This window comes from Conexibacter woesei Iso977N (assembly GCF_000424625.1).
GTDB classification, from domain to species: Bacteria; Actinomycetota; Thermoleophilia; order Solirubrobacterales; family Solirubrobacteraceae; genus Baekduia; species Baekduia woesei_A.
On the sequence record NZ_AUKG01000001.1, the window covers coordinates 859,623 to 877,749 of the forward strand.

The following is an 18,127-nucleotide window of genomic DNA, read 5'->3' on the forward strand; positions in this document are numbered from 1 at the left end:
TAGAGGGTTTCTAGGGCCGCTGGTTCTGGTCGGAGCCGACGACGACCACGACGTCGGCCGAGGGGCCGGCGATGACGGCGACGCGCGCGTGCATCGGCTTCGTCCCGCGGGTGATGCTCTGCAGGTCGATCGCCTGAGCGACGAGGATCGCGGCCGTCCTGCACGCCGCGCGGCTGTAGTAGACCAGGGTCTCGCTGTGGTCCTGTGAGCCCGCGTTGGTCACGGTGCCGATCTTCCACCTGCTGTTCTGCAGCCGGTTGGCGACGCCGCGCGCGAGCCCCGGGACGGTCGTGCCGTTGAGGACCGCGATCTCGATCGTGCTCGGGTCGACGGTCCGGACGCCGTTGACGCTGTTGACGTTCCGGCCGCAGACGCGGCCGCCCGTCGCCGGGGTCGTCCTGGCCGGCGCCGTCGCCGGAGTGTGCTGCTGCCTCGCCGCGGGCGCGCCCGGGTCGTTGTTGGTGCTGTTGTTGCTCAGCGCGGCGGCGAGCCCGCCGCCGACGGCGAGCAGCGCGACCAACACGGTGCACAACGTCGCGAGCCTGCGGGTCCGGGCGCGGCGCAGGCGGCGCGGGCGGTCGGTGGTCGCGGCGACGAGCTGGTGCTCGAGGTCGTCGAAGAAGTTGGTGGGGTCGCTCTGAGTCATGTTGTCGTCCTTCCTGCGGTGAGGCGGGCGCGCAGGGCCGACAGCCCGCGCGAGACGCGCTTGCGGGCGACCGCCTCCGACACGCCGGCCGCCTGCGCGACCTCGGAGTAGTCGTGGTCGAGCAGGACGCGCAGGACCACCGCGTCGCGCTGGTCGGGCGGCAGCTCGCCGAAGCCGTCGCGCAGCTGCACCCGGACCAGCTCGGCGGAGGCGGTCGCCTCGACCTGCTCGATCCCGGCGTCGTCGAGGTGGATCCGCTCGATCCCGAGCTTGCGCCGCGCGCGGTCCTCGACCGCCCCGCGGCGGTGGTGGCCCACGTTGCGGTGGCGGGCGATGCCGAACAGCCAGGCGATCGCCTCCCCGCGTTGGGGGTCGAAGCGATCCAGCGCCTCCAGCGCGACGGCGAACGTCTCGGCCGTCAGGTCCGCGGCGTCCTGCGCGGTCCTGCAGCGGGCGAGGTGGAACGCCGCGATCCGCCGGACGTGCCGGCGGTAGAAGGCGCCGAACGCCTCGCCATCGCCGGCCAACGCGCCGGCGAGCAGCTCGGTGTCGGAACGGGACTCCATGACTTCAGTTGGCGCATGGTGCCGATGTTGTGACCGCGACGCGGCTTGCACGGCGTGGCGCGTGCTGGTACAACCAGTGCATGGAACTGGTTGGACCAGTGGGCGCGACGCGCTCGGACGCGATCCACAGGGCGCTGCGGCGGGCGATCCTCGACGGGACCTACGGCCCGGACGCCGCGCTGCCGTCGGAGCGGCAGCTGAGCGAGGAGCTCGGCGCGTCGCGCCACGCGGTCCGGGAGGCGCTGAAGCGCCTGCAGCAGGCCGGGCTGATCGCGATCTCGCAGGGCGGCGCGACGCGCGTCCGGGACTGGCGCAGGCACGGCGGCCTCGACCTCCTGCTGGCGCTCGGCGCCGACGGCGAGCTGCCGCCGGAGGAGCTGGGGCTGGTCGGGGCGATGTTCGAGATGCGGTCGTCGGTCGGCGCCGACGCGGCGCGTCTCGCCGCCCGGCGCGCCACCGCGGCCCAGCGCGCGCAGCTCGTCGCGCTCGCCGCCGAGCTGGCCGGCCACGACGACCCGGTCGCCCGGACCGCCGTCTACGACGTGCTGTGGGACACGATCATCGACGCTTCGCAGAACCTCGCCTACCGGCTCGCGCTCAACACGCTGGTCGCGGGGCAGAAGGTGCTGTCGTTCGGCGCGGCGGTCGTGGGGCCGGAGGTCACCGACGGCCCGGCGGTCGCGCGCCTCACCGACACCATCAACAACGCCGACGAGGACGGCGCGTACGCTGCGGCGCGCGCGCTGCTCGTCCGCTCGATCCCGAGCGAGGTGTAGAACTTCGATGGCCGAGGTCCTGTACTACGCGTTCCCGTACTTCGTGTTGTTGCTGATCGTCGAGTTCCTGTCCTACCGGCACCTGGAGTCCGACGGCCTGGTCGGCTACGACCTGCGCGACTCGCGGACGTCGATCACGATGGGCATCGGCAACGTCATCATCAACGTGGGCTGGAAGTTCGCGGTCCTCGCGCTCTACGCGTTGTTGTACGAGCTCGCCCCATGGCATCTGCCGACCGACGCGTGGTGGGTGTGGGTCGCGCTGTTCTTCGCCGACGACTTCTCCTACTACTGGTTCCACCGTGTCTCGCACGAGTCGCGGGTGTTCTGGGCGTCGCACGTCGTCCACCACTCGTCGCAGCACTACAACTTGAGCACCGCGCTGCGCCAGACGTGGGTCCCGATGACCTACGCGCCGTTCTGGCTGTGGATGCCGCTGGCCGGCTTCGCGCCGTGGATGGTCCTGCTGGCGCAGGCGTGGTCGCTGATCTACCAGTTCGGGATCCACACCGAGCGGATCGTGCGCTTCCCGCGCGTGATCGAGATGGTGTTCAACACGCCGTCGCACCACCGCGTGCACCATGGGTCCAACGAGCAGTACCTGGACAAGAACTACGGCGGGATCCTCGTGATCTGGGACCGGCTGTTCGGGACCTTCGAGCCCGAGGGCGAGCGCGTGAGGTACGGGCTGACGACCGACATCGAGACGCACAACGTCGTCCGCGTCGCGTTCCACGAGTACATCGACCTGTGGCACGACATCCGCCACGCGCGGTCGTGGAAGACGCGCTGGGGCCTGGCGCTGCACGGCCCGGGGTGGCAGCCGGAGGGCGAGCCGGAGCTGGAGCTGGAGTCGTCCGCGCGGGGCTAGGGCTGGGCGAGCGCGAGCGCGCCCCAGTCCTCGGTGGCGCCGAGGTGGGCGAGCGTCGCGGTGAGCTGGCCGAGCGAGCGGGCGAGCGCGAGGTCCGCGGGGTCCGGCGTGACGGTCGCGGCGAGCGCGAGGCCGGCGCCGACGTGCTCCAGCGCGCGGCGCTCGCCGTCGAGCAGGAGCGTCGAGTCCAGGCGGGTCGGCTGCGTGAGCGCCCCGTCGGCGAGGAGCGCGACCAAGGCGTAGGCCTTGAGGGCGTCGTCCGGTGGCAGCAGGTTGAGGTCGTTGCTCACCGTGGTGGCGAACGCGTCCTGGTCCTCGGTGCGCAGCGCGGTCAGGGCGCCGAGGTAGGCGTTCACGCGCTCGCGCGGGAACGGGCGCGCGGCGCCGGTCCCGAGTAGCACGACCGTGCCGTCGGCGCGGGTCAGGACATGCGACGGGCGCGGGTCGGTCAGGACGAGGCCGCCGCGCGCGGCGGCGACGTGGGCGGCGACGAGCGTGCGCGCGACGTCCGGGTTCGTCGTTGGTGAGCCCTCGACGAACTCGGTGACCAGGACGTCGGGCGTCGACAGCTCCAGGTCCGGGACCGGGACGACGAGGCCGTCGACCCCGCGCAGCAGGCGGCGGGCCTGGCGCTGGTTGGAGGCCTCGTGCTCGAGGTCCAGCTCGTCCAGCGCCATCTCGCGGATGGCGCGGAGGATCGGGCCCGCGTCCATCGCGCCGAAGACCTGGCCGAGCGGCGTGGCGAGCAGGTCGAGCAGGGCAAGGTCATTGCGAACGGCGGCGGCGAGGCCGGGGTGCAGGACCTTCAGCGCGACGACGTCGCCGTCCTGCGTCTCGCCGCGGTGGACCTGGGCGGCGGCGCCGACGTGCAGCGGCGCGCGCTCGAGGTCGGCGAGGACCTTGGTCGCCGGGCGTCCCCACGCGGACTTCAGGACCTTCTCGATGTCCTTGAACGCGACCGGCTCGGGGTCGGCGAGCGGTGCGCGGCGGACGTCGTCCGGGAGGAGCTGGAGCGCGCGGGTCAGCGCGACCCGGCCCGAGGAGGAGCGGCGGACGAGCGCGGTCCCGGCGTCGAGCAGGGCACGGAGGGCGGGCGGGAGCGCGGCGGCCATGGGGCGCGGGACCCTACAGCGCGCGAAGCGGCGGGCTCCCCAGCCCGCCGCTTCATTCCTCTCCCGGAGGCTTGGTGGTGCGTCGGCTACGCGACGACGAGCACGTTGGCCGGCGCGTCACGCGTGACCAGCTCGGTGGCGTCGCCGCGGCCGAGGACGATCACGCTCGCGCCCGCCGCGGTTGCGCTGGCCGAGATCTGGGTGGCGACGTCGCCGTGGCGGCCGGTGCTCTGCAGCAGCTCGCCGTCGGCGGTCACGCCGGCCTTGCGGAGCTGGTCGACGCGTGCCTGCAACAGCGCCCGGGCGTCGGCTCCGGTCTCCAGCGCGATCGCCGCGTCGCCGACGACGTCGGTCTCCTGGACGTGGACGACGTGCACGGGGCGGTTGCGGAGCAGCGCGATGCGCGCGGCCTCGGCGGTGATGCGCTCGGCGTCCGGCGAGGCGTCGATCGCGAGCAGGACGGCCGAGGTCATGACGGGCGCAGGCGCTTCCTCGACACCATCAACATGGGCGATCGCGCGGCGGCCGAGGACCAGCGGCGCGACCGACAGCGCGACGACTCCGGCCGCGACGTAGAACGGGAGCGCGTCGTTGCCGTTCTCCGACAGCTTGCCGGCCAGCCACGGCGCGACCGCGCCGCCGCCGAAGCGGACGAACGAGTAGGCGGCGGAGGCGACGGGGCGGTCGATGTCCGGCGCGACGTTCATGAGGGCCTCGGTCAGGACGGTGTTCACGAGGCCGATCAGGGCGCCGCCGACGAGGACCGCGGCGATCAGGACGGCCTGCGAGCCGACCGCGATGCCCATGACGAGCAGGAGCGCGGCGAAGGTCAGCAGCGCGCCGCCGAGGAGCGGGACGGTTCCGGTCCTGGCGCGCAGGCGCGGTGCGACGACGACCGAGAAGACGGCGAGCATCGCGCCCCAGCCGAAGAAGACGTAGCCGAGCTGATGGACGCCGAGGGCGAGCGGGAACGGCGCGAAGGCGAGGAGGGTGAAGAAGCCGAAGTTGTAGAACAACGCGGTGAAGGCGACGGTGCGCAGGCCGGGGTGCCTGAGGGCCTTGAAGGGCTCGGCGAGCGAGGTCTTGCGCTGCGGCTTGGGCGAGTCCTTCAGCAGCGTGACGATCGCGATGAAGCCGATCGCCATCAGGGCGGCGGTGCCGAAGAACGGCGCGCGCCAGGAGAGGGCGCCGAGCTCGCCGCCGAGCAGCGGGCCGGAGGCGAGGCCGAGGCCGAGCGCGGCCTCGTAGAGGATGATCGCGGAGGCGACGCCGCCCGAGGCCGCGCCGACGATGGCGCTCAGCGCGGTCGCGGCGAAGAGGGAGTTGCCGAGGCCCCAGCCGCCGCGGAAGCCGACGAGCTGGGCGACGGTGTTGGACGTGCCGGCGAGCGAGGCGAAGACGACGACGAGCGCGAGGCCGACCAGGAGCGTCTTCTTGGTGCCGATGCGGGAGGAGATCCAGCCCGTGCCGAGCATCGCGATCGCCATGACGGCGAAGTAGGAGGTGAAGAGCAGCTCGACCTGCGAGTGCGAGGCGTGCAGGTTGGTGGCGATCGAGGGGAGGATCGGGTCGACGAGGCCGATGCCCATGAAGGCGACGACGCAGGCGAAGGCGACCGCGTAGACCGATCGCGGCTGGTGCAGGATGTTGGTGTTGGTCTTCTCGTGGTTCATGAAGGCTCTCCGGGAGTCAGGGCGTGGAGTGCCGGCAGCGCGGCGGCGAGCGCCTTGCGCTGGGCGGGGGTGAGGCCGGCGAGGCGGGCCTGCAGCTCGGCGGCGCGGGCCTGGCGGCGGGCGGCGAGCGTGGTGCGGCCGTGGTCGGTGATCACGACGTTGGTGGCGCGCCGGTCGTCTGTCGCCCGTTCCCGGGTGACGAGCCCACGCGCCTCCAGGCGCTGGACGGCCACGGTCATCGTGGGCTGCGCGACGCTCTGGGCGTCCGCAAGCTCCGTGATCCGGCGCGGCTTCTCGCTGAGCATGTTCAGCACCGAGGCCGACGTCCGGCTCAGCTCACCGTCGGATCCGGCCAGCAATGCCGTCCAGACACCAACCAGCGCCTCCTCGAGGCCATTGGCGAGCTCATCGATCTTGGGCGTCTCTGACATTGCATAGCCCAGTCTACATAGTCTGGCTATGCATCTCCACCCCGCCGTCAGCCCCCTGACGCCGACCGACGCACCCCCTCGATATCCCGCCGCCATCGCCCGCTCCGCGTCATCACCCCGCGGCGCGGCCGGCGTCGTGGTTGAAGGCGCTCCGCTTGATCGTCGTCGCTCGCTGCACCGCGCGGCGGTCGCGGTCTTTGCCGTCATCGGCCGGCATCAAGTCACGCGCATCCGCGCCCCGGTGCCACATCCCTCATGGCCGCGTCATCACTCCGCGGCGCAGCCGGCGTCGTGGATGAAGGCGCTTCGCTTGGTCGTCGTCGCTGGCGGCAAGGCGGAGTGGTCGCGGTCTTTGCCGCCGGCCGCCCGCCCGGCGGCTCAGCCGCCGGCCGCCACCTGCTGCACGGCCTCCGCGATCGGGAGTGGGCCGTTGTTGATGACCATCACCTTGCCCGCGGTTCCCGGCGTCTCCAGCACCGCGGCGGCCACCGCCGCCACGTCCGCCCGCGTGATCTCGCCGCGTTCGTCGCCGAGCTCGATGGAGCCGGTCGGCTCGTCGTCGGTCAGGCGGCCCGGGCGGATGATGGTGTAGGACAAGCCCGACTCCATCAACTTCTGGTCGGCCTTGCCCTTGGCCTTCAGGTAGGTCCCGAACGCGCCGTCGTCCTCGGCGTCCGGATCGGCGCGGATCGACGAGATGATGATGTAGCGGTCGATCTGGTTCCTGCGCGCGACCTCCATCAGCTTGACGGCGCCGGCGTAGTCGACCGTCCACTTGCGCTGCGGGCCGCTGCCCGGCCCGGCGCCGGCGGCGAAGACGATCGCGTCGGCGCTGCCGATCGCGTCGGCCAGCTCGTCGACGTCCTGCTCCTCCAGGTCCGCGACGACCCCGAGCGCGCCCTGCGCCTCCAGGTCGGCGGCATGGTCCGGGTTGCGGATCAGCCCGCGCACCCCGTGCCCCGCGTCCGCCAGGATGCGCTCGAGCTGCAGCGCGATCTGGCCATGGCCTCCAGCGATGACGACGTCCATGGCCCTGACGCTACCTCAGGGCGATCACGACCCCGCCCGGCTTCGACCGCCGGGCCATGTGCGAACGGCCCATGCCCGCCTAGCGTTCGGCCGCGATGGTGATCACCGCTTCCTGGACCGACGTCGACCCCGACCTCCTCAACGACCACGCGCGCCTGCAGGACGCGCTCGCGGCCCTCGCGACCCTGAGCGCGCGCCTCGCCGCGCCCGGCGCGAAACGCAACGACCTGATCCGCCTCGCCTGCGCGGGCGTGCGCCGGATCCTCGACGCCGACACGTGCCGCTTCGCCGAGCACGACGGCGCGCTCGTCGTCGATCCCGTGCCCGCGACGCCCCAGGACGAGCAGCTCCTGGCGATCGTCGGCCACCAGCTCACGCTCGCCCTCCAGCGCGCCGACCTCACCGAGCGCCTGACGGAGGAGCACCTCGTCCACGACCTCTTCGACGCCGTCGCCGACGGCCGCCACGCCCAGGCCGAGGCGCGCGCCCGCGCCGCCGGCCACGACCTCGCGCGCGCCCACGTCGTCGTGGTCCTGGAGCCGCTGGACCCCGCGGACTGGCCGCGCGTCGCGGCCCGCGCCGAGGAGCGCCTGCGCCGCGCCGTCCCCGGCGCGCTCTGCGACCCCGGCGACGACCGCCTCCGCGCGCTGCTCCCGGCCACGGCCGCCGACGCGCCGGGCCTCGACGCCGAGCTGGCCGCCCTCGCGCGCGACCACCGCCTCGCTGCCGGGCGCTCCGAGTCCCGCGCCGGCGGCCTGGCCGCTGCGGCCCGCGGCCTCCAGGAGGCGCTCACCGCCGCCCAGGTCGCGCGCGCCACCGCGCCGCCCCGCGGCGGCGCCGCCCGCGCCTACGACCAGCTCGGCGTCTACCGCTACCTCGCGCAGCTCCCGCTCGACCACGCCCCCGACGAGCGCCACGCCCGCGCGATCGCCACCCTCGCCGCCTACGACGCCCGCCGCCGCACCGAGCTGCTCCGGACGCTCGAGCGCCACCTCGGCGACCGCGGCGCGCTCGCCGCGACCGCCCGCGCGCTCTACATCCACACCAACACGCTGCGCCAGCGCCTCGACCGCATCGAGGCCCTCACCGATCTGGACCTCCACCAGGAGGACCTCCTGTCGCTCGAGCTCGCCGTCAAGCTCGCGCGGCTGCACGGCAGCGGCGGTAGCAACGGCAGCGGCGGGGCGGCCGCCACGCCGCCGCGCGTGTCACCATCGCCGTAGATGGCGATCACCACCCCGCCCGCCTCCCGCCACCTCCTGCGCGCCCGCGACACCGCCGACCGCGAGTACGCCGATCCGTCCCTGGACGTCTCGGCGCTCGCGGCGCGCGCCCACGTGTCGGTCGCGCACTTCAGCCGCCAGTTCCGGGAGGTCTTCGGCGAGACGCCGAACCAGTACCTCCAGACGCGCCGGATCGAGCGCGCGCAGGAGCTGCTGCGCGTCACCGACCTCAGCGTCCACGACGTCTGCCTCGCCGTCGGCTTCACGTCGGTCGGCTCGTTCTCGACCTGCTTCAAGCGCACCGTCGGCGAGTCGCCGACCGCGTTCCGGGACCGCGCCCGCGAGCAGCAGCTGCTCGCGCGCATCCCGTCGTGCTTCCGCCGCGAGTGGCAGCGCCCCCGCGCGGTGCCCCGACCGACCCAGACGGTCAGCAGAAATCGAGACGACAGCGCGCCGCCCAGGGCGTAGCTTGCCGTCCATGCCCACTCTCAAAGCAGGGATCCTTTGCGCGATGGTCGGTGACCAGGATGAAGCACTTGCCTGGTACACCGAGAAGCTCGGGTTCGAGAAGCGCACCGACATGACCGCCGGCGACTGGCGCTGGGTCACGGTCGGCGCGCCGGACCAACCGGACTTCGAGATCTCGCTGATCGACCCGTCCGTCCGCCCCGACATCGACGCCGACGTCCGCTCGCTGATGGCCCGCGGCGGCCTCAACGGCGTGATCGTCCAGACCGACGACTGCCACGCGGCCTACTCCGAGCTGAAGGCGCGCGGCGTCGAGTTCACGAGCGAGCCCGAGGACACGTTCTACGGGATCGACTGCGGTTTCCGCGACCCGTTCGGCAACGGCTTCCGCCTCACCCAGGTGGCCGACGTGATGGCCGAGCCGACGCCCGAGAACACGCCCGCCTAGGGCTGCCTGGCGAGGAACGCCTCGTGCTGGGCGCACGCCGCGGTCCACAGCCGCGCCGTGCGCTCGGCGCCGAGCGCCGCGGGGTCGATCCCGAAGACGTCCTCGAGCGTCGTCGCCAGCTCGTCCTCCGAGTTGACGACCACATTGGGAACGTCGAGGCCCGGGCCGACCACGTTCAGCGTCCGCGCGCGCAGGGTCGTCACGCGGTCGGCCGACGGGCGCTGCACGACGAGCGTCCTGACGAAGTTCGAGTCGGGGTCGGTCGCCAGCCGGTGGTGGTGGGGCGCGAACGCGTCCAGCCCGACCGCCTCGTCGCCCATGTGGAAGCCTGGCGTCGAGCCCCACGCGTGCTGGATCACCCACCAGCCGGAGTCGTCGGGCTCGCGCTCGAGCGTCCAGTGCAGCGGTCCGCGCTCGTAGGTCCCCGCCGCGAGCGGCAGCGGCTCCAACGGCCCCTCTCCCCATCCGGCATCGCACAGCCAGCGCGCGCCGTCCTCCGTCGTGGCGACCAACGCCAGGTGGTTGGTCGGCGCGCCGCCGGCGAACGCCTCGCGCTCGTCGACGATCGCCTCGCGCCGCTGCACGTCGAACCCCAGCTCGCGCAGCAGCGTCAGCAAGATGGTGTTGATCTCGAAGCAGTAGCCACCGCGCCCCGTGGTCAGCGTCCGCTCGACCAAGGCCATGGGGTCGATCGGCGCATGCTCGCCGAGCTGCGCCGTGATCCCGTCATACGCGAGCCTCGACACATACGCGCGATGCACGCGGGCCAGCCCGGCAGCATCGCGGTCCGGGCGGTGGTCGATGCCGATGTGCTTCAGCAGCTCGTCGATCACCGCCCGGACTCTACGACGGATCTCCTAGTAGAAGATCGACGGCCTGAACGAGCCGTAGGCGTACGGGAGCGAGATGAAGTTCGTCCCGTCGTAGCCCACGAGCCTCACGTTCGACGAGCCGGCGCCGCTGGTGCCCGTGACGTTCGGGCAGGAGGCGGGGGTCGCCGGCCACGAGATCGTGCCGGACTGCGTCACGCCGAGCGTGAGGTTCGTGCCGTCGCTGGTGGCGGGGGCATCGATCACGACCGTGAACGGGCAGGTCGCGAACGTCGCCGTCCACGTCGCGCGGAAGTTCCCCCTCGTCACGCCGCCCGAGTACGAGCTGGCGTCGAAATGCCCGCTGGCGCCGGAGATCGCCACCGTGATGCCGGCGATCGAGCACCTCACGAAGGAGGGCGTGAACGTCTCGGCGTTGTTCCACGGGCCGGTGTTGACCGGACCGGTCGGGCCGGCGAGCGTGCCCGCGAGCGAGCCGGTGTTGCAGTTGTAGCCGAAGCCGTTGGACAGCGCCGACTTGACCACGATCTCACTGCCGTAGCTCGCGCTGAACGCCGAACCGCCGGCGCTCGCGTTGCTCTGCCAGTTGGTCGCCGACGCGGATGAGACCGCGCTCAAACCGGCGACGAGCGTTGCCGCCAGGGTGGCGGCACGCAGGATGCTGCGAGTCATCTAGCACTCCTCTTTGGTTTACGGAATGAAGCGCACGGGACGCTCACAGAGGAGAGGCGGATGGTCCACAGCCAAGGCGGCAGGCAGACCGCATCGGCCACCCGAGTAGGTGGGCGATGCTCACTTATCTGCGCGGGGCCGCGGCTGGCCGCGTTCTTGCGGGACGGAGGCGGGCGGGCTTCATGTGGCTCGCCCGCCTCGGCGTCCTGGCGTCACGGAGCTACTTGGTGTGGATGGTCACCGTCGAGCCGGTGGCCGGCACGTACTGGCCGTTGGTCACGCCCGCGTAGACGCGGTACTTGCCGCCGCGCGAGATCTTGACGTGCTTGCTGTAGGCCGACTTGCCGTCCGTGGCGTGGCGCGTCGCGGTGCCCGCGACCGTCACCCAGTGCTTCTTGGAGTTCAGCTTCTGGATCGCGATCGGCGTGCCTTCGACCGCGGGCGTGATCGTCCCGGAGAACGTCAGCTCGTGGCCGCGCTTGACCGTGTGGCTGCCGAGGTGCGTCGAGACCCGGACCGCGACGCTGACGACGACGATCGGGCTCGCGATCGCGGGCTTGTCGGGCAGCGCGACCCGGAACTGCGTGTTGAACGCGACGGGCAGGGCGTTGAAGCTGAAGTTGCCCGCGGCGTCGGTGATGAGCTTGTTCCCGACCGGCTTGAAGCCCTGGGTGTAGGGGAACGGGTTGGACTGCAAGACGATCTGGCGGCCGCCGTTGCCGGTGCCGGTCAGCTGGCCGGCGAGCGTCGTGGAGCCGCCCGGGGCGAGCGGGTTCGGCGTTGCGGCGAGCGTGACGCCGAGCGGCTGGGCCTTCGTCTTGAACGTCCTGTCGGCGCCGTTGGCCAACCCCTTGCTGTTGGTCGCGATGAAGCGGTAGTGGTAGGTCGTCGCGGGCGCGAGGCCGGCGACGTCGACCGAGACGGTGCGCTTGCCGTCGCCGGTGGCGGTCTGGGTCGGCGTGGTCACGCCATAGCGGTTGGTCGTGCCGTACTGGAACGCGACCTGGGTGTCCGCGCCGTTGGGGTCGACCGCGCCCGCCAGGGTCACGGTCTGCTGTGCGAGGTTCGACGTGCCGCCGGTGGCGACCGTCGGCGCGGATGCCGCCTGAGCGGCGGCGGTGGGCATGGCGGCCAGCAACAGCGCGAGCGCGCCGGCGCGGCGCGCCCAGCCCAAGGTTCTACGGTGCATTCGTCCCTCCCGATGGGAACTTGGTGTCTTACGGTGGCTGAGAACACGCGCGGAGGCCGCGTGTCGCGGTCAGGTACCCAGATTTCGTCCGAGCGCAGCGTCGAAGAGCGGCCGGACGGTGGATTGCAGGCGCGGGAGGCGGGTGGTGCGGTCGGTCGCGACGGCGTGCAGGACGAGCTCGTTGACGGCGCCGAGGAGGGCGATCGCGGTGGGTTGGTCGGGGCGTTCCTGCGGCGGGACGATCCTGCGCAGGAGCTTGGCGTAGCGGAGGTTGACGGCGAGGTGGAGCTCCAGCGCGCGGGCGCCCGCGGCCTGGATCTCGACGTGGAAGACGCGCGTCATCGCGGGCTGGGCGGCGAGGCACCTGAGGTAGGTCGAGATGATGATGTCGACCTGGGTGCGCCAGCCCTGGGCGTGGGCTTGGCGCGCCGCGCGCTCGCACTCGCGGTAGACGAGCTCCGCCGCGTCCTCGTAGGCGGCGAGCAGGCACGCCTCCTTGTCGGCGAACTGCGCGTAGAACGTCCGCTTCGAGATCCGGGCGGCGCGCGCGAGGTCGTCGATCGTGACCGCGGCGTAGCCCTTCTCGGCGGTCAGATGCGCCATCGCCGGCAGCAGGCGCGCGCGGATCACGGTGGCGGGTACGGGAGCGGGCATGGTGTGGCGCGCGCCGACGCTAGCACTCGGGGCGGCGCATTGGTACTGTCCGGTACCAATGTCTCAGAGCAACCGTCAGATCCGCCTGGCCGCACGGCCGCAGGGCGACGTCAAGCCGACCGATTGGGAGCACGTCGACGTCGACCACGTCGCTCCCGGGGAGGGCGAGTTCGCGGGGGTGACCAAGTTGATCTCCTTGGATCCCGCGATGCGCGGGTGGCTCAACGACGCGCGCTCCTACATCCCGCCGGTCGGGATCGGCGAGGTCATGCGCGCGGGCACGATCGTCGAGGTGACGGAGTCCAACCACCCCAAGTTCGCGGTCGGCGACCACGTCGTCGGGACGTTCGGGGTCCAGACGCACGTCGTGAGCGACGGGCGCGGATGCCTGCGGGTGGATCCGTCGGCCGCGCCGCTGCCGACGTTCCTCGGCGCGCTGGGGATGACCGGCATGACGGCGTACTTCGGGCTGCTGGACGTGGGCGCGTTGAAGGGCGAGGGTGAGACCGTGGTCGTGTCCGGCGCCGCGGGCGCGGTTGGGACGATCGTCGGCCAGATCGCGAAGCTCAAGGGCGCGCGCGTGGTCGGCATCGCCGGCGGGCAGGAGAAGTGCGACATGTTGGTCGAGGAGCTCGGCTTCGACGCGGCGCTGGACTACCGCGGCGACGACCTGCGCGGTGCGCTGCGCGCGGCGACCCCGGACCGCATCGACGTGTACTTCGACAACGTCGGCGGCGAGATCCTCGACCTCGCGCTCGCGCGGTTGAACATGAAGGCCCGCGTCGTCATCTGCGGCGCGATCAGCCAGTACAACAACTCGACGGCCGTCGCCGGCCCGTCCAACTACCTGTCCTTGCTCGTCGCTCGCGCGCGCATGGAGGGTTTCGTGGTCTTCGACTACGCCGCGCAGTACGCCGAAGCCGCCGCCGAGATCGCCGGCTGGATCGGCGAGGGCAAGATCAAGACCAAGGAGCACGTCGTCTCGGGTGAGATCGACGAGTTCCCGGAGACGCTCAACATGCTCTTCCGCGGCGAGAACGTCGGCAAGCTCATCCTCGAGGTCGCCTGATGGAGCTGCGCGACAAGGTCGCGATCGTCACCGGCGGTGCCTCCGGCCTGGGTCGCGCGACCGTGCTGGCCCTGGCGGCCGAGGGCGTGGAGGTCGTCGTCGCCGATGTTGATGAAGAGGGTGGTCGCGCGGTCGCCGAGCAGGTCGGCGGCCACTTCGTCGCGACCGACGTCTCGTCGCTCGACGCGAACCTCGCGCTCGTCGAGGCGGCGGTCGACCTGGCGGGCGGCATCGACATCGCGTATTTGAACGCTGGCGTGGCGACCCACTTCGGCGTCGGCCCCGAGTTCGACGCCGAGAAGTACAAGAAGGTCATGGGCATCAACTTGGACGGCGTCATCTACGGGACCCACGCCGTCCTGCCCGCGATGAAGCAGCGCGGCGCCGGCGCGATCGTGGCAACCGCCTCCCTCGCCGGCCTGACCGCCGTCCCCTTCGACCCGATCTACGCCGCGAACAAGGCGGCGGTCGTCGGGCTAGCTCGCTCCCTAGGCCCCGCCCTCGCCGGCGACAACATCACCTACAACGCGATCTGCCCCTCCTTCGCCGAGTCCAAGATTGTCGACCCCATCCGCGAGGTGCTGGACGGCCAAGGCGTCGAGCTGATCCCCGCCGAGACCGTCGCGGCCACGGTCCTGCGCATCATCACCGCCGGCAACACCGGCGAAGCCTGGTTCATCCAACCCTCCCGCGACCCAGCCCCCTTCCTCTTCCGCAACGTCCCAGGCCCGGGCACCGGCAAAGCCGCCCAACCCAACGCGCTATAGGCCAGCTGTCAACGGAAGCCGCCGATCGACGCCCCTCTCAGGGCTGCGATCGCCGCCACGTCCAGACTTCGCTTGGCTTTCCTCTTCGTGCTCGCGGCAACCCCCGCCCTTCCCACCAGCGGACACGCCAGGCGCATCCCGTACTGCACCTGCTCTCGACCAGTGCTGTGGGCGGGCGGCGGACCACCGGGGTGTGCGGGTGGCCGGGTGGGTGGAGGACGCCCTGTCGCTAACGCACACGGCCAGCAGGATGTCGGTCTGCACCTTCTCGTCGGGCAGGGATCAGGTGGCCCAGTCGGTGGTGATGATGTTCAGCACGCCGGCCAAGACGGTAAGAAGCTCATGGCGCAGCTCGCGACGCGGGCCGCCGATCACCCGCGCAAGGTCAGCGGACCTTGGCAGAGGGGATACGCGATCGGCAAGAACGCGGTCTTCGTGTTGAAGGGAAGCCACATCTTCTATCTGGAGTACCAGGTGAAGACGACGTCGCGTGCGGTCGTAGGTCTCGGGAAAGACGGCCGCGCGAAAGCTCTGAGGCGACCTTACTTTAGACACGCGGAAGCTCAACGGTCATACTCCCAAATGTGTCTAAGTTCGCGATGGTGCTCCTGGGGACGTTGCTGAGCGCGCTCGTCCTTTCGTCAACCGCTAGTGCCGGGGTCTCGAAGTACTGCAAGCTGCTCCCCGGGCAGGCCATTGCAAGGCCGGTGGAGGCTGCGAACGTCAAGACCTCGAGCATCGCGATCTCCAACCCGTCGCTGACGAAGGCCAAAGGCCGGTTGACGCTCTGCACGCACAAGGTCGGTGGCGAGGTCGTCGCCCAGACCAGCGTTGCTTCGTTCGGCAACGCAACAGCGGCGAAGGGTGAGTTCGCTGCGCTGATCCATCGGCAGCAGAGGGCTCACGCGAGGCTCATCAAGACGAGCGGGCCGTGGAACGACGCCTACTACATGGGCGAGGATGGGTTCCTGGTCCAGAAGGGGCGATACACCTTCCACATCCAGTACGCCTCTGGTGCGCCCGGGTACTCGAAGATCACGTCGCGGACGCTCGCCGGCCTTGCCGGTAGGGCTGTGGCGAAGCTCTAACGCGCCGGGGCGTCGCTCAGCAGCGTCAGCGCCTCGGCCGGTACCGGCCGGCCCAGCAGGTAGCCCTGCCCGAAGGGGCAGTCGTTCGCCTGCAGGAACAGGAGCTGCTCGTCCGTCTCGATGCCCTCGACGATCGTGGTCATGTCGAGGGCGTCGGCGAGCGAGAGGATCGCCGCGACGATCGCGGCTGAGCCGCGGTCGTTGGGGACGCGGTCGAGGAAGGCGCGGTCGACTTTGAGGACCTGGACCGGGAGGTCCCGGAGGCGCGCCAGGGAGGAGTGGCCGGCGCCGAAGTCGTCGATCGCGATCGTCAGGCCGGCTTCGTGGAGCTCGTCGAGTAGCGAGCGATGGCGGTGGGCGTCGCTCATGATCGCCGTCTCGGTCAGCTCCGCGCAGAACTGCTCCGGGCGTAGGCCGTGCGCGTCGATGCGCGCAGCGATCGAGGACACGAGGTCGGTCCGGCGCAGCTGGCGCGGGCTCAGGTTGAACGACAGCCGCGGCCGCTGACCCGCCCCCGCCCAGCGAGCGGCGGCAACGCAGAGCTCCTCGACGACCCAGTCGCCGATCCCGTCGATCAGCCCCGTCTCCTCCGCGATCGGGATGAAGTCCGCCGGCGGGACGAGCCCGTGCTGCGGATCGTCCCAGCGCACCAGCGCCTCGACCCCCGTCAAGCACCCGTCAGACAGCGACACGATCGGCTGGTAGTGCAGCCGCAGCTCGCCTTCACCGATCGCGCGCCGCAGCCGCGACGTCAGCGACAGCCGCGCTCGCGCGTCGCCCTCCTGCTGCTGGTACAGCGCCACCGACCCCGATCCCGTGCGCTTGGCCTGGTACATCGCGGCATCCGCTCGCTTCAGCAGCGACTCCGCATCCGTCGCGTGCTCCGGGAACAGCGCCACCCCGATCGACGCGCCCACGTGGAACTCGGCATCCGCGATCTCGAACGGCCGCTCCAGCGCCGCCGCGATCCGCCGCGCGGCCAGCTGCGCCGCCGACGCCGCGGCGTCGGCCCCCGAGCAGTGCATCAACAACAAGAACTCGTCGCCGCCTTGGCGCGCCAGCACGTCGCCGCCGCGGACGAGGTCGCTCACCCGCCGCGCCGTCTCGCGCAGCAGCTCGTCGCCGCCCGCGTGGCCGAGCGAGTCGTTGACGAGCTTGAAGTTGTCCAGGTCGAAGCACACCAGTGCGACCGCCTCGCCCGACCGCCGCGCGCGCACGAGGTCCAGCCGCAGCTGCTCCTCGAGCTGCGCCCGGTTCGGCAGCCCGGTCAGCGCGTCGTGGTAGGCGAGGTACGCGACCTGCGCCTCGGCCCGCCGCCGCTCGGTCACGTCCTCGCCGGAGCGCAGGACCGCCGTGATCGTGCCGGCGTCGTTGCGCAGCACGCTGTTGCGCCACGCGATCTTGCGGTCGTCGCCGTCCTTGGTCCGGACGAACGTCTCGACGAGCGCGTCCCGCGTCGGCTCGCCGCCGGCCACCAGCCGCGCGAACTCGCGCCGCGCGTCCAGGCGGTCGGCCGCCGGGACGACCGCGTCGAACCAGTCGCGCCCGCGCAGCTCGTCCTCGGCGAAGCCGAGCAGCTCGCAGCCCTGGCGGTTGACGAGCTCCACGCAGCCCCGCGCGTCGAGCACGACGACCAGCGTCGACGCCACCTCGAGGTAGCGCTGCGCGCGGTCCCGCTCCTCCGCCAGCCGGCGCTGCGTCTGGATCGTCGCGGTCACGTCCGCGAACGTCACGACCACGCCCGCACCCGCACCGGCGCTCTCGCCCAGCGGCCGCGCGTGGATCCGGATCCATTGCTCGCCCCGCACGGCCATGCCGCGGATCGCCCCGCCCTCGTCACGCGCGAGCGAGCTCAGCGACTCGCCCGGACCGAGCGTCCGCCCGTCGCGCTCGTCGACGATCCGGAGGTCCGGCAGGAACGGCGCGGTCAACCCGCCGGCGAGGTCCTCGTCGGCGAGATCCAGGATCCGTAGGGCCGACGCGTTCCAGGACGTCGCGCGCAGCGCGGCATCCGTGACGATCACACCCTCTTGGAGTCCTTCGACAACGACGCGCGAGAGCGCCTCGGCCTCGCGGGCCGCCTGACCTGCGCGCGTCTGACGCGCGTTGAATCCCCTGCCCTGCGGCATGTCCTCCCGGTACATCGGCGCCCCGGTTCCGGGGTTGAGGACCTTGCAGCATGACTGCAAGGTTCGATGCGTCGAGAGAACGCCCGGGAGGGCGAAGACGAACGCTTGAGGCCGACCGGCGCGGTGACCGTTGCGCCGGCCGGCCCCTGTTGCGTGCTACAGAACCGGCTCGGGCTCGCTCGCCTCAACGGGCGCGATGAGATCCTGAACCTGGACCCTGAGCGCGGACGCCACCTGCATGACCGTACGCAGGCGAGGTTCGCGCAAGCCGCGCTCCAGGCGGCTCACCTCCGTGGGGTGCAGGCCCGCGAAGTGAGCCAGCATCTCCTGTGACCAGCAACGCTCCTTGCGCAGCCGGCGCAGGTTGGCGGCGAGCTGCATCTTTGCATCCATCACGCAATCTCCTGTCTTCCGCGTGGCCCCGAACTTACGCGTGTGTCCGAGTGCCCGACACCAGTTTGCCTGATCTTGAGCGGTGAGACACGA

General features: G+C 71.7%; 21 protein-coding genes. 8 read left to right on the top strand and 13 right to left on the bottom strand.

What is annotated here, in order from left to right; all coding sequences use genetic code 11:
* Window positions 1-10: 10 nt before the first annotated feature.
* Together H030_RS36305 and H030_RS0104260 are read right to left on the bottom strand one after the other, a co-directional pair.
* Entirely contained in the window at window positions 11-646 is a 636-nt protein-coding gene (locus H030_RS36305; protein WP_027005212.1) for a LytR C-terminal domain-containing protein, read from the bottom strand.
* Window positions 643-1,212 (bottom strand): RNA polymerase sigma factor, encoded by a 570-nt coding sequence (locus H030_RS0104260; RefSeq protein ID WP_051221670.1) that lies wholly within the window; start codon window positions 1,210-1,212, stop codon window positions 643-645. Before H030_RS0104260 ends, H030_RS36305 begins: the two co-directional genes overlap by 4 nt.
* Window positions 1,213-1,310: 98 nt before the next feature.
* On the opposite strand from H030_RS0104260, the gene H030_RS0104265 reads away from it, so the two are divergent.
* Both H030_RS0104265 and H030_RS0104270 read left to right on the top strand, forming a co-directional pair.
* Window positions 1,311-1,988: a GntR family transcriptional regulator gene (locus H030_RS0104265; protein ID WP_231398356.1), complete on the top strand. Its 678-nt coding sequence runs from the start codon at window positions 1,311-1,313 to the stop codon at window positions 1,986-1,988.
* A 7-nt stretch (window positions 1,989-1,995) separates the two neighbouring features.
* Window positions 1,996-2,859, top strand: a complete 864-nt coding sequence (locus H030_RS0104270; RefSeq protein ID WP_027005215.1) for a sterol desaturase family protein — start codon at window positions 1,996-1,998, stop codon at window positions 2,857-2,859.
* Here H030_RS0104270 and H030_RS0104275 read toward each other — a convergent pair.
* The 4 genes from H030_RS0104275 to H030_RS0104295 form a co-directional block, all read right to left on the bottom strand.
* Window positions 2,856-3,971: an AarF/UbiB family protein gene (locus tag H030_RS0104275; RefSeq protein ID WP_027005216.1), complete on the bottom strand. Its 1,116-nt coding sequence runs from the start codon at window positions 3,969-3,971 to the stop codon at window positions 2,856-2,858. The genes H030_RS0104270 and H030_RS0104275 overlap by 4 nt on opposite strands.
* Window positions 3,972-4,057: 86 nt before the next feature.
* Window positions 4,058-5,644, bottom strand: coding sequence for an MFS transporter (locus H030_RS29180; RefSeq protein WP_051221672.1), 1,587 nt, complete (start codon window positions 5,642-5,644; stop codon window positions 4,058-4,060).
* Entirely contained in the window at window positions 5,641-6,075 is a 435-nt protein-coding gene (locus H030_RS0104285) for a MarR family winged helix-turn-helix transcriptional regulator (RefSeq protein WP_027005217.1), read from the bottom strand. The genes H030_RS29180 and H030_RS0104285 overlap by 4 nt, the downstream gene beginning before the upstream one ends.
* Before the next feature lie 378 nt (window positions 6,076-6,453).
* Window positions 6,454-7,104, bottom strand: coding sequence for an SDR family oxidoreductase (locus H030_RS0104295; RefSeq protein ID WP_027005218.1), 651 nt, complete (start codon window positions 7,102-7,104; stop codon window positions 6,454-6,456).
* A 95-nt stretch (window positions 7,105-7,199) separates the two neighbouring features.
* On the opposite strand from H030_RS0104295, the gene H030_RS0104300 reads away from it, so the two are divergent.
* Genes H030_RS0104300 through H030_RS0104310 form a run of 3 tightly spaced genes read left to right on the top strand, consistent with a single transcriptional unit; the run spans window position 7,200 to window position 9,243 of the window.
* Window positions 7,200-8,327: a PucR family transcriptional regulator gene (locus H030_RS0104300; RefSeq protein WP_027005219.1), complete on the top strand. Its 1,128-nt coding sequence runs from the start codon at window positions 7,200-7,202 to the stop codon at window positions 8,325-8,327.
* Window positions 8,328-8,795 carry a helix-turn-helix domain-containing protein gene (locus tag H030_RS29185; RefSeq protein ID WP_051221674.1) on the top strand — a complete coding sequence of 156 codons (468 nt, stop codon included), beginning with the start codon at window positions 8,328-8,330 and terminating at the stop codon, window positions 8,793-8,795.
* 10 nt (window positions 8,796-8,805) lie between these two features.
* Window positions 8,806-9,243, top strand: a complete 438-nt coding sequence (locus tag H030_RS0104310; RefSeq protein ID WP_051221676.1) for a VOC family protein — start codon at window positions 8,806-8,808, stop codon at window positions 9,241-9,243.
* On the opposite strand, the gene H030_RS0104315 is transcribed toward H030_RS0104310, so the two are convergent.
* From H030_RS0104315 to H030_RS29190, 4 genes are all read right to left on the bottom strand, one after another.
* Window positions 9,240-10,076, bottom strand: coding sequence for an arylamine N-acetyltransferase family protein (locus H030_RS0104315; RefSeq protein ID WP_027005221.1), 837 nt, complete (start codon window positions 10,074-10,076; stop codon window positions 9,240-9,242). The genes H030_RS0104310 and H030_RS0104315 overlap by 4 nt on opposite strands.
* A 24-nt stretch (window positions 10,077-10,100) precedes the next feature.
* Window positions 10,101-10,745, bottom strand: a complete 645-nt coding sequence (locus H030_RS0104320; protein WP_027005222.1) for a hypothetical protein — start codon at window positions 10,743-10,745, stop codon at window positions 10,101-10,103.
* Between the two features lie 220 nt (window positions 10,746-10,965).
* A complete protein-coding gene (locus tag H030_RS0104325; protein ID WP_155891830.1) occupies window positions 10,966-11,934 on the bottom strand; it encodes a hypothetical protein in 969 nt (322 codons plus the stop codon).
* 69 nt (window positions 11,935-12,003) lie between these two features.
* Entirely contained in the window at window positions 12,004-12,588 is a 585-nt protein-coding gene (locus H030_RS29190; protein WP_081690498.1) for a TetR/AcrR family transcriptional regulator, read from the bottom strand.
* Between the two features lie 58 nt (window positions 12,589-12,646).
* On the opposite strand from H030_RS29190, the gene H030_RS0104335 reads away from it, so the two are divergent.
* The gene (locus H030_RS0104335; RefSeq protein WP_027005224.1) at window positions 12,647-13,657 is read left to right on the top strand and encodes an NADP-dependent oxidoreductase; all 1,011 of its coding nucleotides are present in this window, start codon (window positions 12,647-12,649) and stop codon (window positions 13,655-13,657) included.
* Complete coding sequence (locus H030_RS29195) at window positions 13,657-14,424, top strand: SDR family oxidoreductase (protein ID WP_035125857.1); 768 nt, start codon at window positions 13,657-13,659, stop codon at window positions 14,422-14,424. The genes H030_RS0104335 and H030_RS29195 overlap by 1 nt, the downstream gene beginning before the upstream one ends.
* Before the next feature lie 282 nt (window positions 14,425-14,706).
* On the opposite strand, the gene H030_RS40025 is transcribed toward H030_RS29195, so the two are convergent.
* Window positions 14,707-14,991, bottom strand: coding sequence for a hypothetical protein (locus H030_RS40025; RefSeq protein ID WP_155891831.1), 285 nt, complete (start codon window positions 14,989-14,991; stop codon window positions 14,707-14,709).
* A gap of 35 nt (window positions 14,992-15,026) precedes the next feature.
* Here H030_RS40025 and H030_RS0104350 point away from each other — a divergent pair, with 35 nt between their 5' ends.
* The gene (locus tag H030_RS0104350) at window positions 15,027-15,512 is read left to right on the top strand and encodes a hypothetical protein (RefSeq protein ID WP_155891832.1); all 486 of its coding nucleotides are present in this window, start codon (window positions 15,027-15,029) and stop codon (window positions 15,510-15,512) included.
* Here H030_RS0104350 and H030_RS29200 read toward each other — a convergent pair.
* Together H030_RS29200 and H030_RS39510 are read right to left on the bottom strand one after the other, a co-directional pair.
* On the bottom strand, window positions 15,509-17,656 hold the full coding sequence (locus H030_RS29200; protein ID WP_051221680.1) for a putative bifunctional diguanylate cyclase/phosphodiesterase: 2,148 nt from the start codon (window positions 17,654-17,656) through the stop codon (window positions 15,509-15,511). The two genes, H030_RS0104350 and H030_RS29200, sit on opposite strands and share 4 nt — an antisense overlap.
* A 141-nt stretch (window positions 17,657-17,797) precedes the next feature.
* Window positions 17,798-18,022, bottom strand: coding sequence for a helix-turn-helix domain-containing protein (locus H030_RS39510; protein ID WP_196808993.1), 225 nt, complete (start codon window positions 18,020-18,022; stop codon window positions 17,798-17,800).
* Window positions 18,023-18,127: the final 105 nt, after the last annotated feature.

Excerpts from the sequence above, each read along its gene's own strand:
- H030_RS36305 (WP_027005212.1), bottom strand. The coding sequence starts at position 646 with ATGACTCAGAGCGACCCCACCAACTTCTTCGACGACCTCGAGCACCAG.
- H030_RS0104260 (WP_051221670.1), bottom strand. The coding sequence starts at position 1,212 with ATGGAGTCCCGTTCCGACACCGAGCTGCTCGCCGGCGCGTTGGCCGGC.
- H030_RS0104270 (WP_027005215.1), top strand. The coding sequence starts at position 1,996 with ATGGCCGAGGTCCTGTACTACGCGTTCCCGTACTTCGTGTTGTTGCTG.
- H030_RS0104275 (WP_027005216.1), bottom strand. The coding sequence starts at position 3,971 with ATGGCCGCCGCGCTCCCGCCCGCCCTCCGTGCCCTGCTCGACGCCGGG.
- H030_RS29180 (WP_051221672.1), bottom strand. The coding sequence starts at position 5,644 with ATGAACCACGAGAAGACCAACACCAACATCCTGCACCAGCCGCGATCG.
- H030_RS0104285 (WP_027005217.1), bottom strand. The coding sequence starts at position 6,075 with ATGTCAGAGACGCCCAAGATCGATGAGCTCGCCAATGGCCTCGAGGAG.
- H030_RS0104295 (WP_027005218.1), bottom strand. The coding sequence starts at position 7,104 with ATGGACGTCGTCATCGCTGGAGGCCATGGCCAGATCGCGCTGCAGCTC.
- H030_RS0104300 (WP_027005219.1), top strand. The coding sequence starts at position 7,200 with ATGGTGATCACCGCTTCCTGGACCGACGTCGACCCCGACCTCCTCAAC.
- H030_RS29185 (WP_051221674.1), top strand. The coding sequence starts at position 8,328 with ATGGCGATCACCACCCCGCCCGCCTCCCGCCACCTCCTGCGCGCCCGC.
- H030_RS0104310 (WP_051221676.1), top strand. The coding sequence starts at position 8,806 with ATGCCCACTCTCAAAGCAGGGATCCTTTGCGCGATGGTCGGTGACCAG.
- H030_RS0104320 (WP_027005222.1), bottom strand. The coding sequence starts at position 10,745 with ATGACTCGCAGCATCCTGCGTGCCGCCACCCTGGCGGCAACGCTCGTC.
- H030_RS0104325 (WP_155891830.1), bottom strand. The coding sequence starts at position 11,934 with ATGCACCGTAGAACCTTGGGCTGGGCGCGCCGCGCCGGCGCGCTCGCG.
- H030_RS29190 (WP_081690498.1), bottom strand. The coding sequence starts at position 12,588 with ATGCCCGCTCCCGTACCCGCCACCGTGATCCGCGCGCGCCTGCTGCCG.
- H030_RS0104335 (WP_027005224.1), top strand. The coding sequence starts at position 12,647 with ATGTCTCAGAGCAACCGTCAGATCCGCCTGGCCGCACGGCCGCAGGGC.
- H030_RS29195 (WP_035125857.1), top strand. The coding sequence starts at position 13,657 with ATGGAGCTGCGCGACAAGGTCGCGATCGTCACCGGCGGTGCCTCCGGC.
- H030_RS29200 (WP_051221680.1), bottom strand. The coding sequence starts at position 17,656 with ATGTACCGGGAGGACATGCCGCAGGGCAGGGGATTCAACGCGCGTCAG.
- H030_RS39510 (WP_196808993.1), bottom strand. The coding sequence starts at position 18,022 with ATGCAGCTCGCCGCCAACCTGCGCCGGCTGCGCAAGGAGCGTTGCTGG.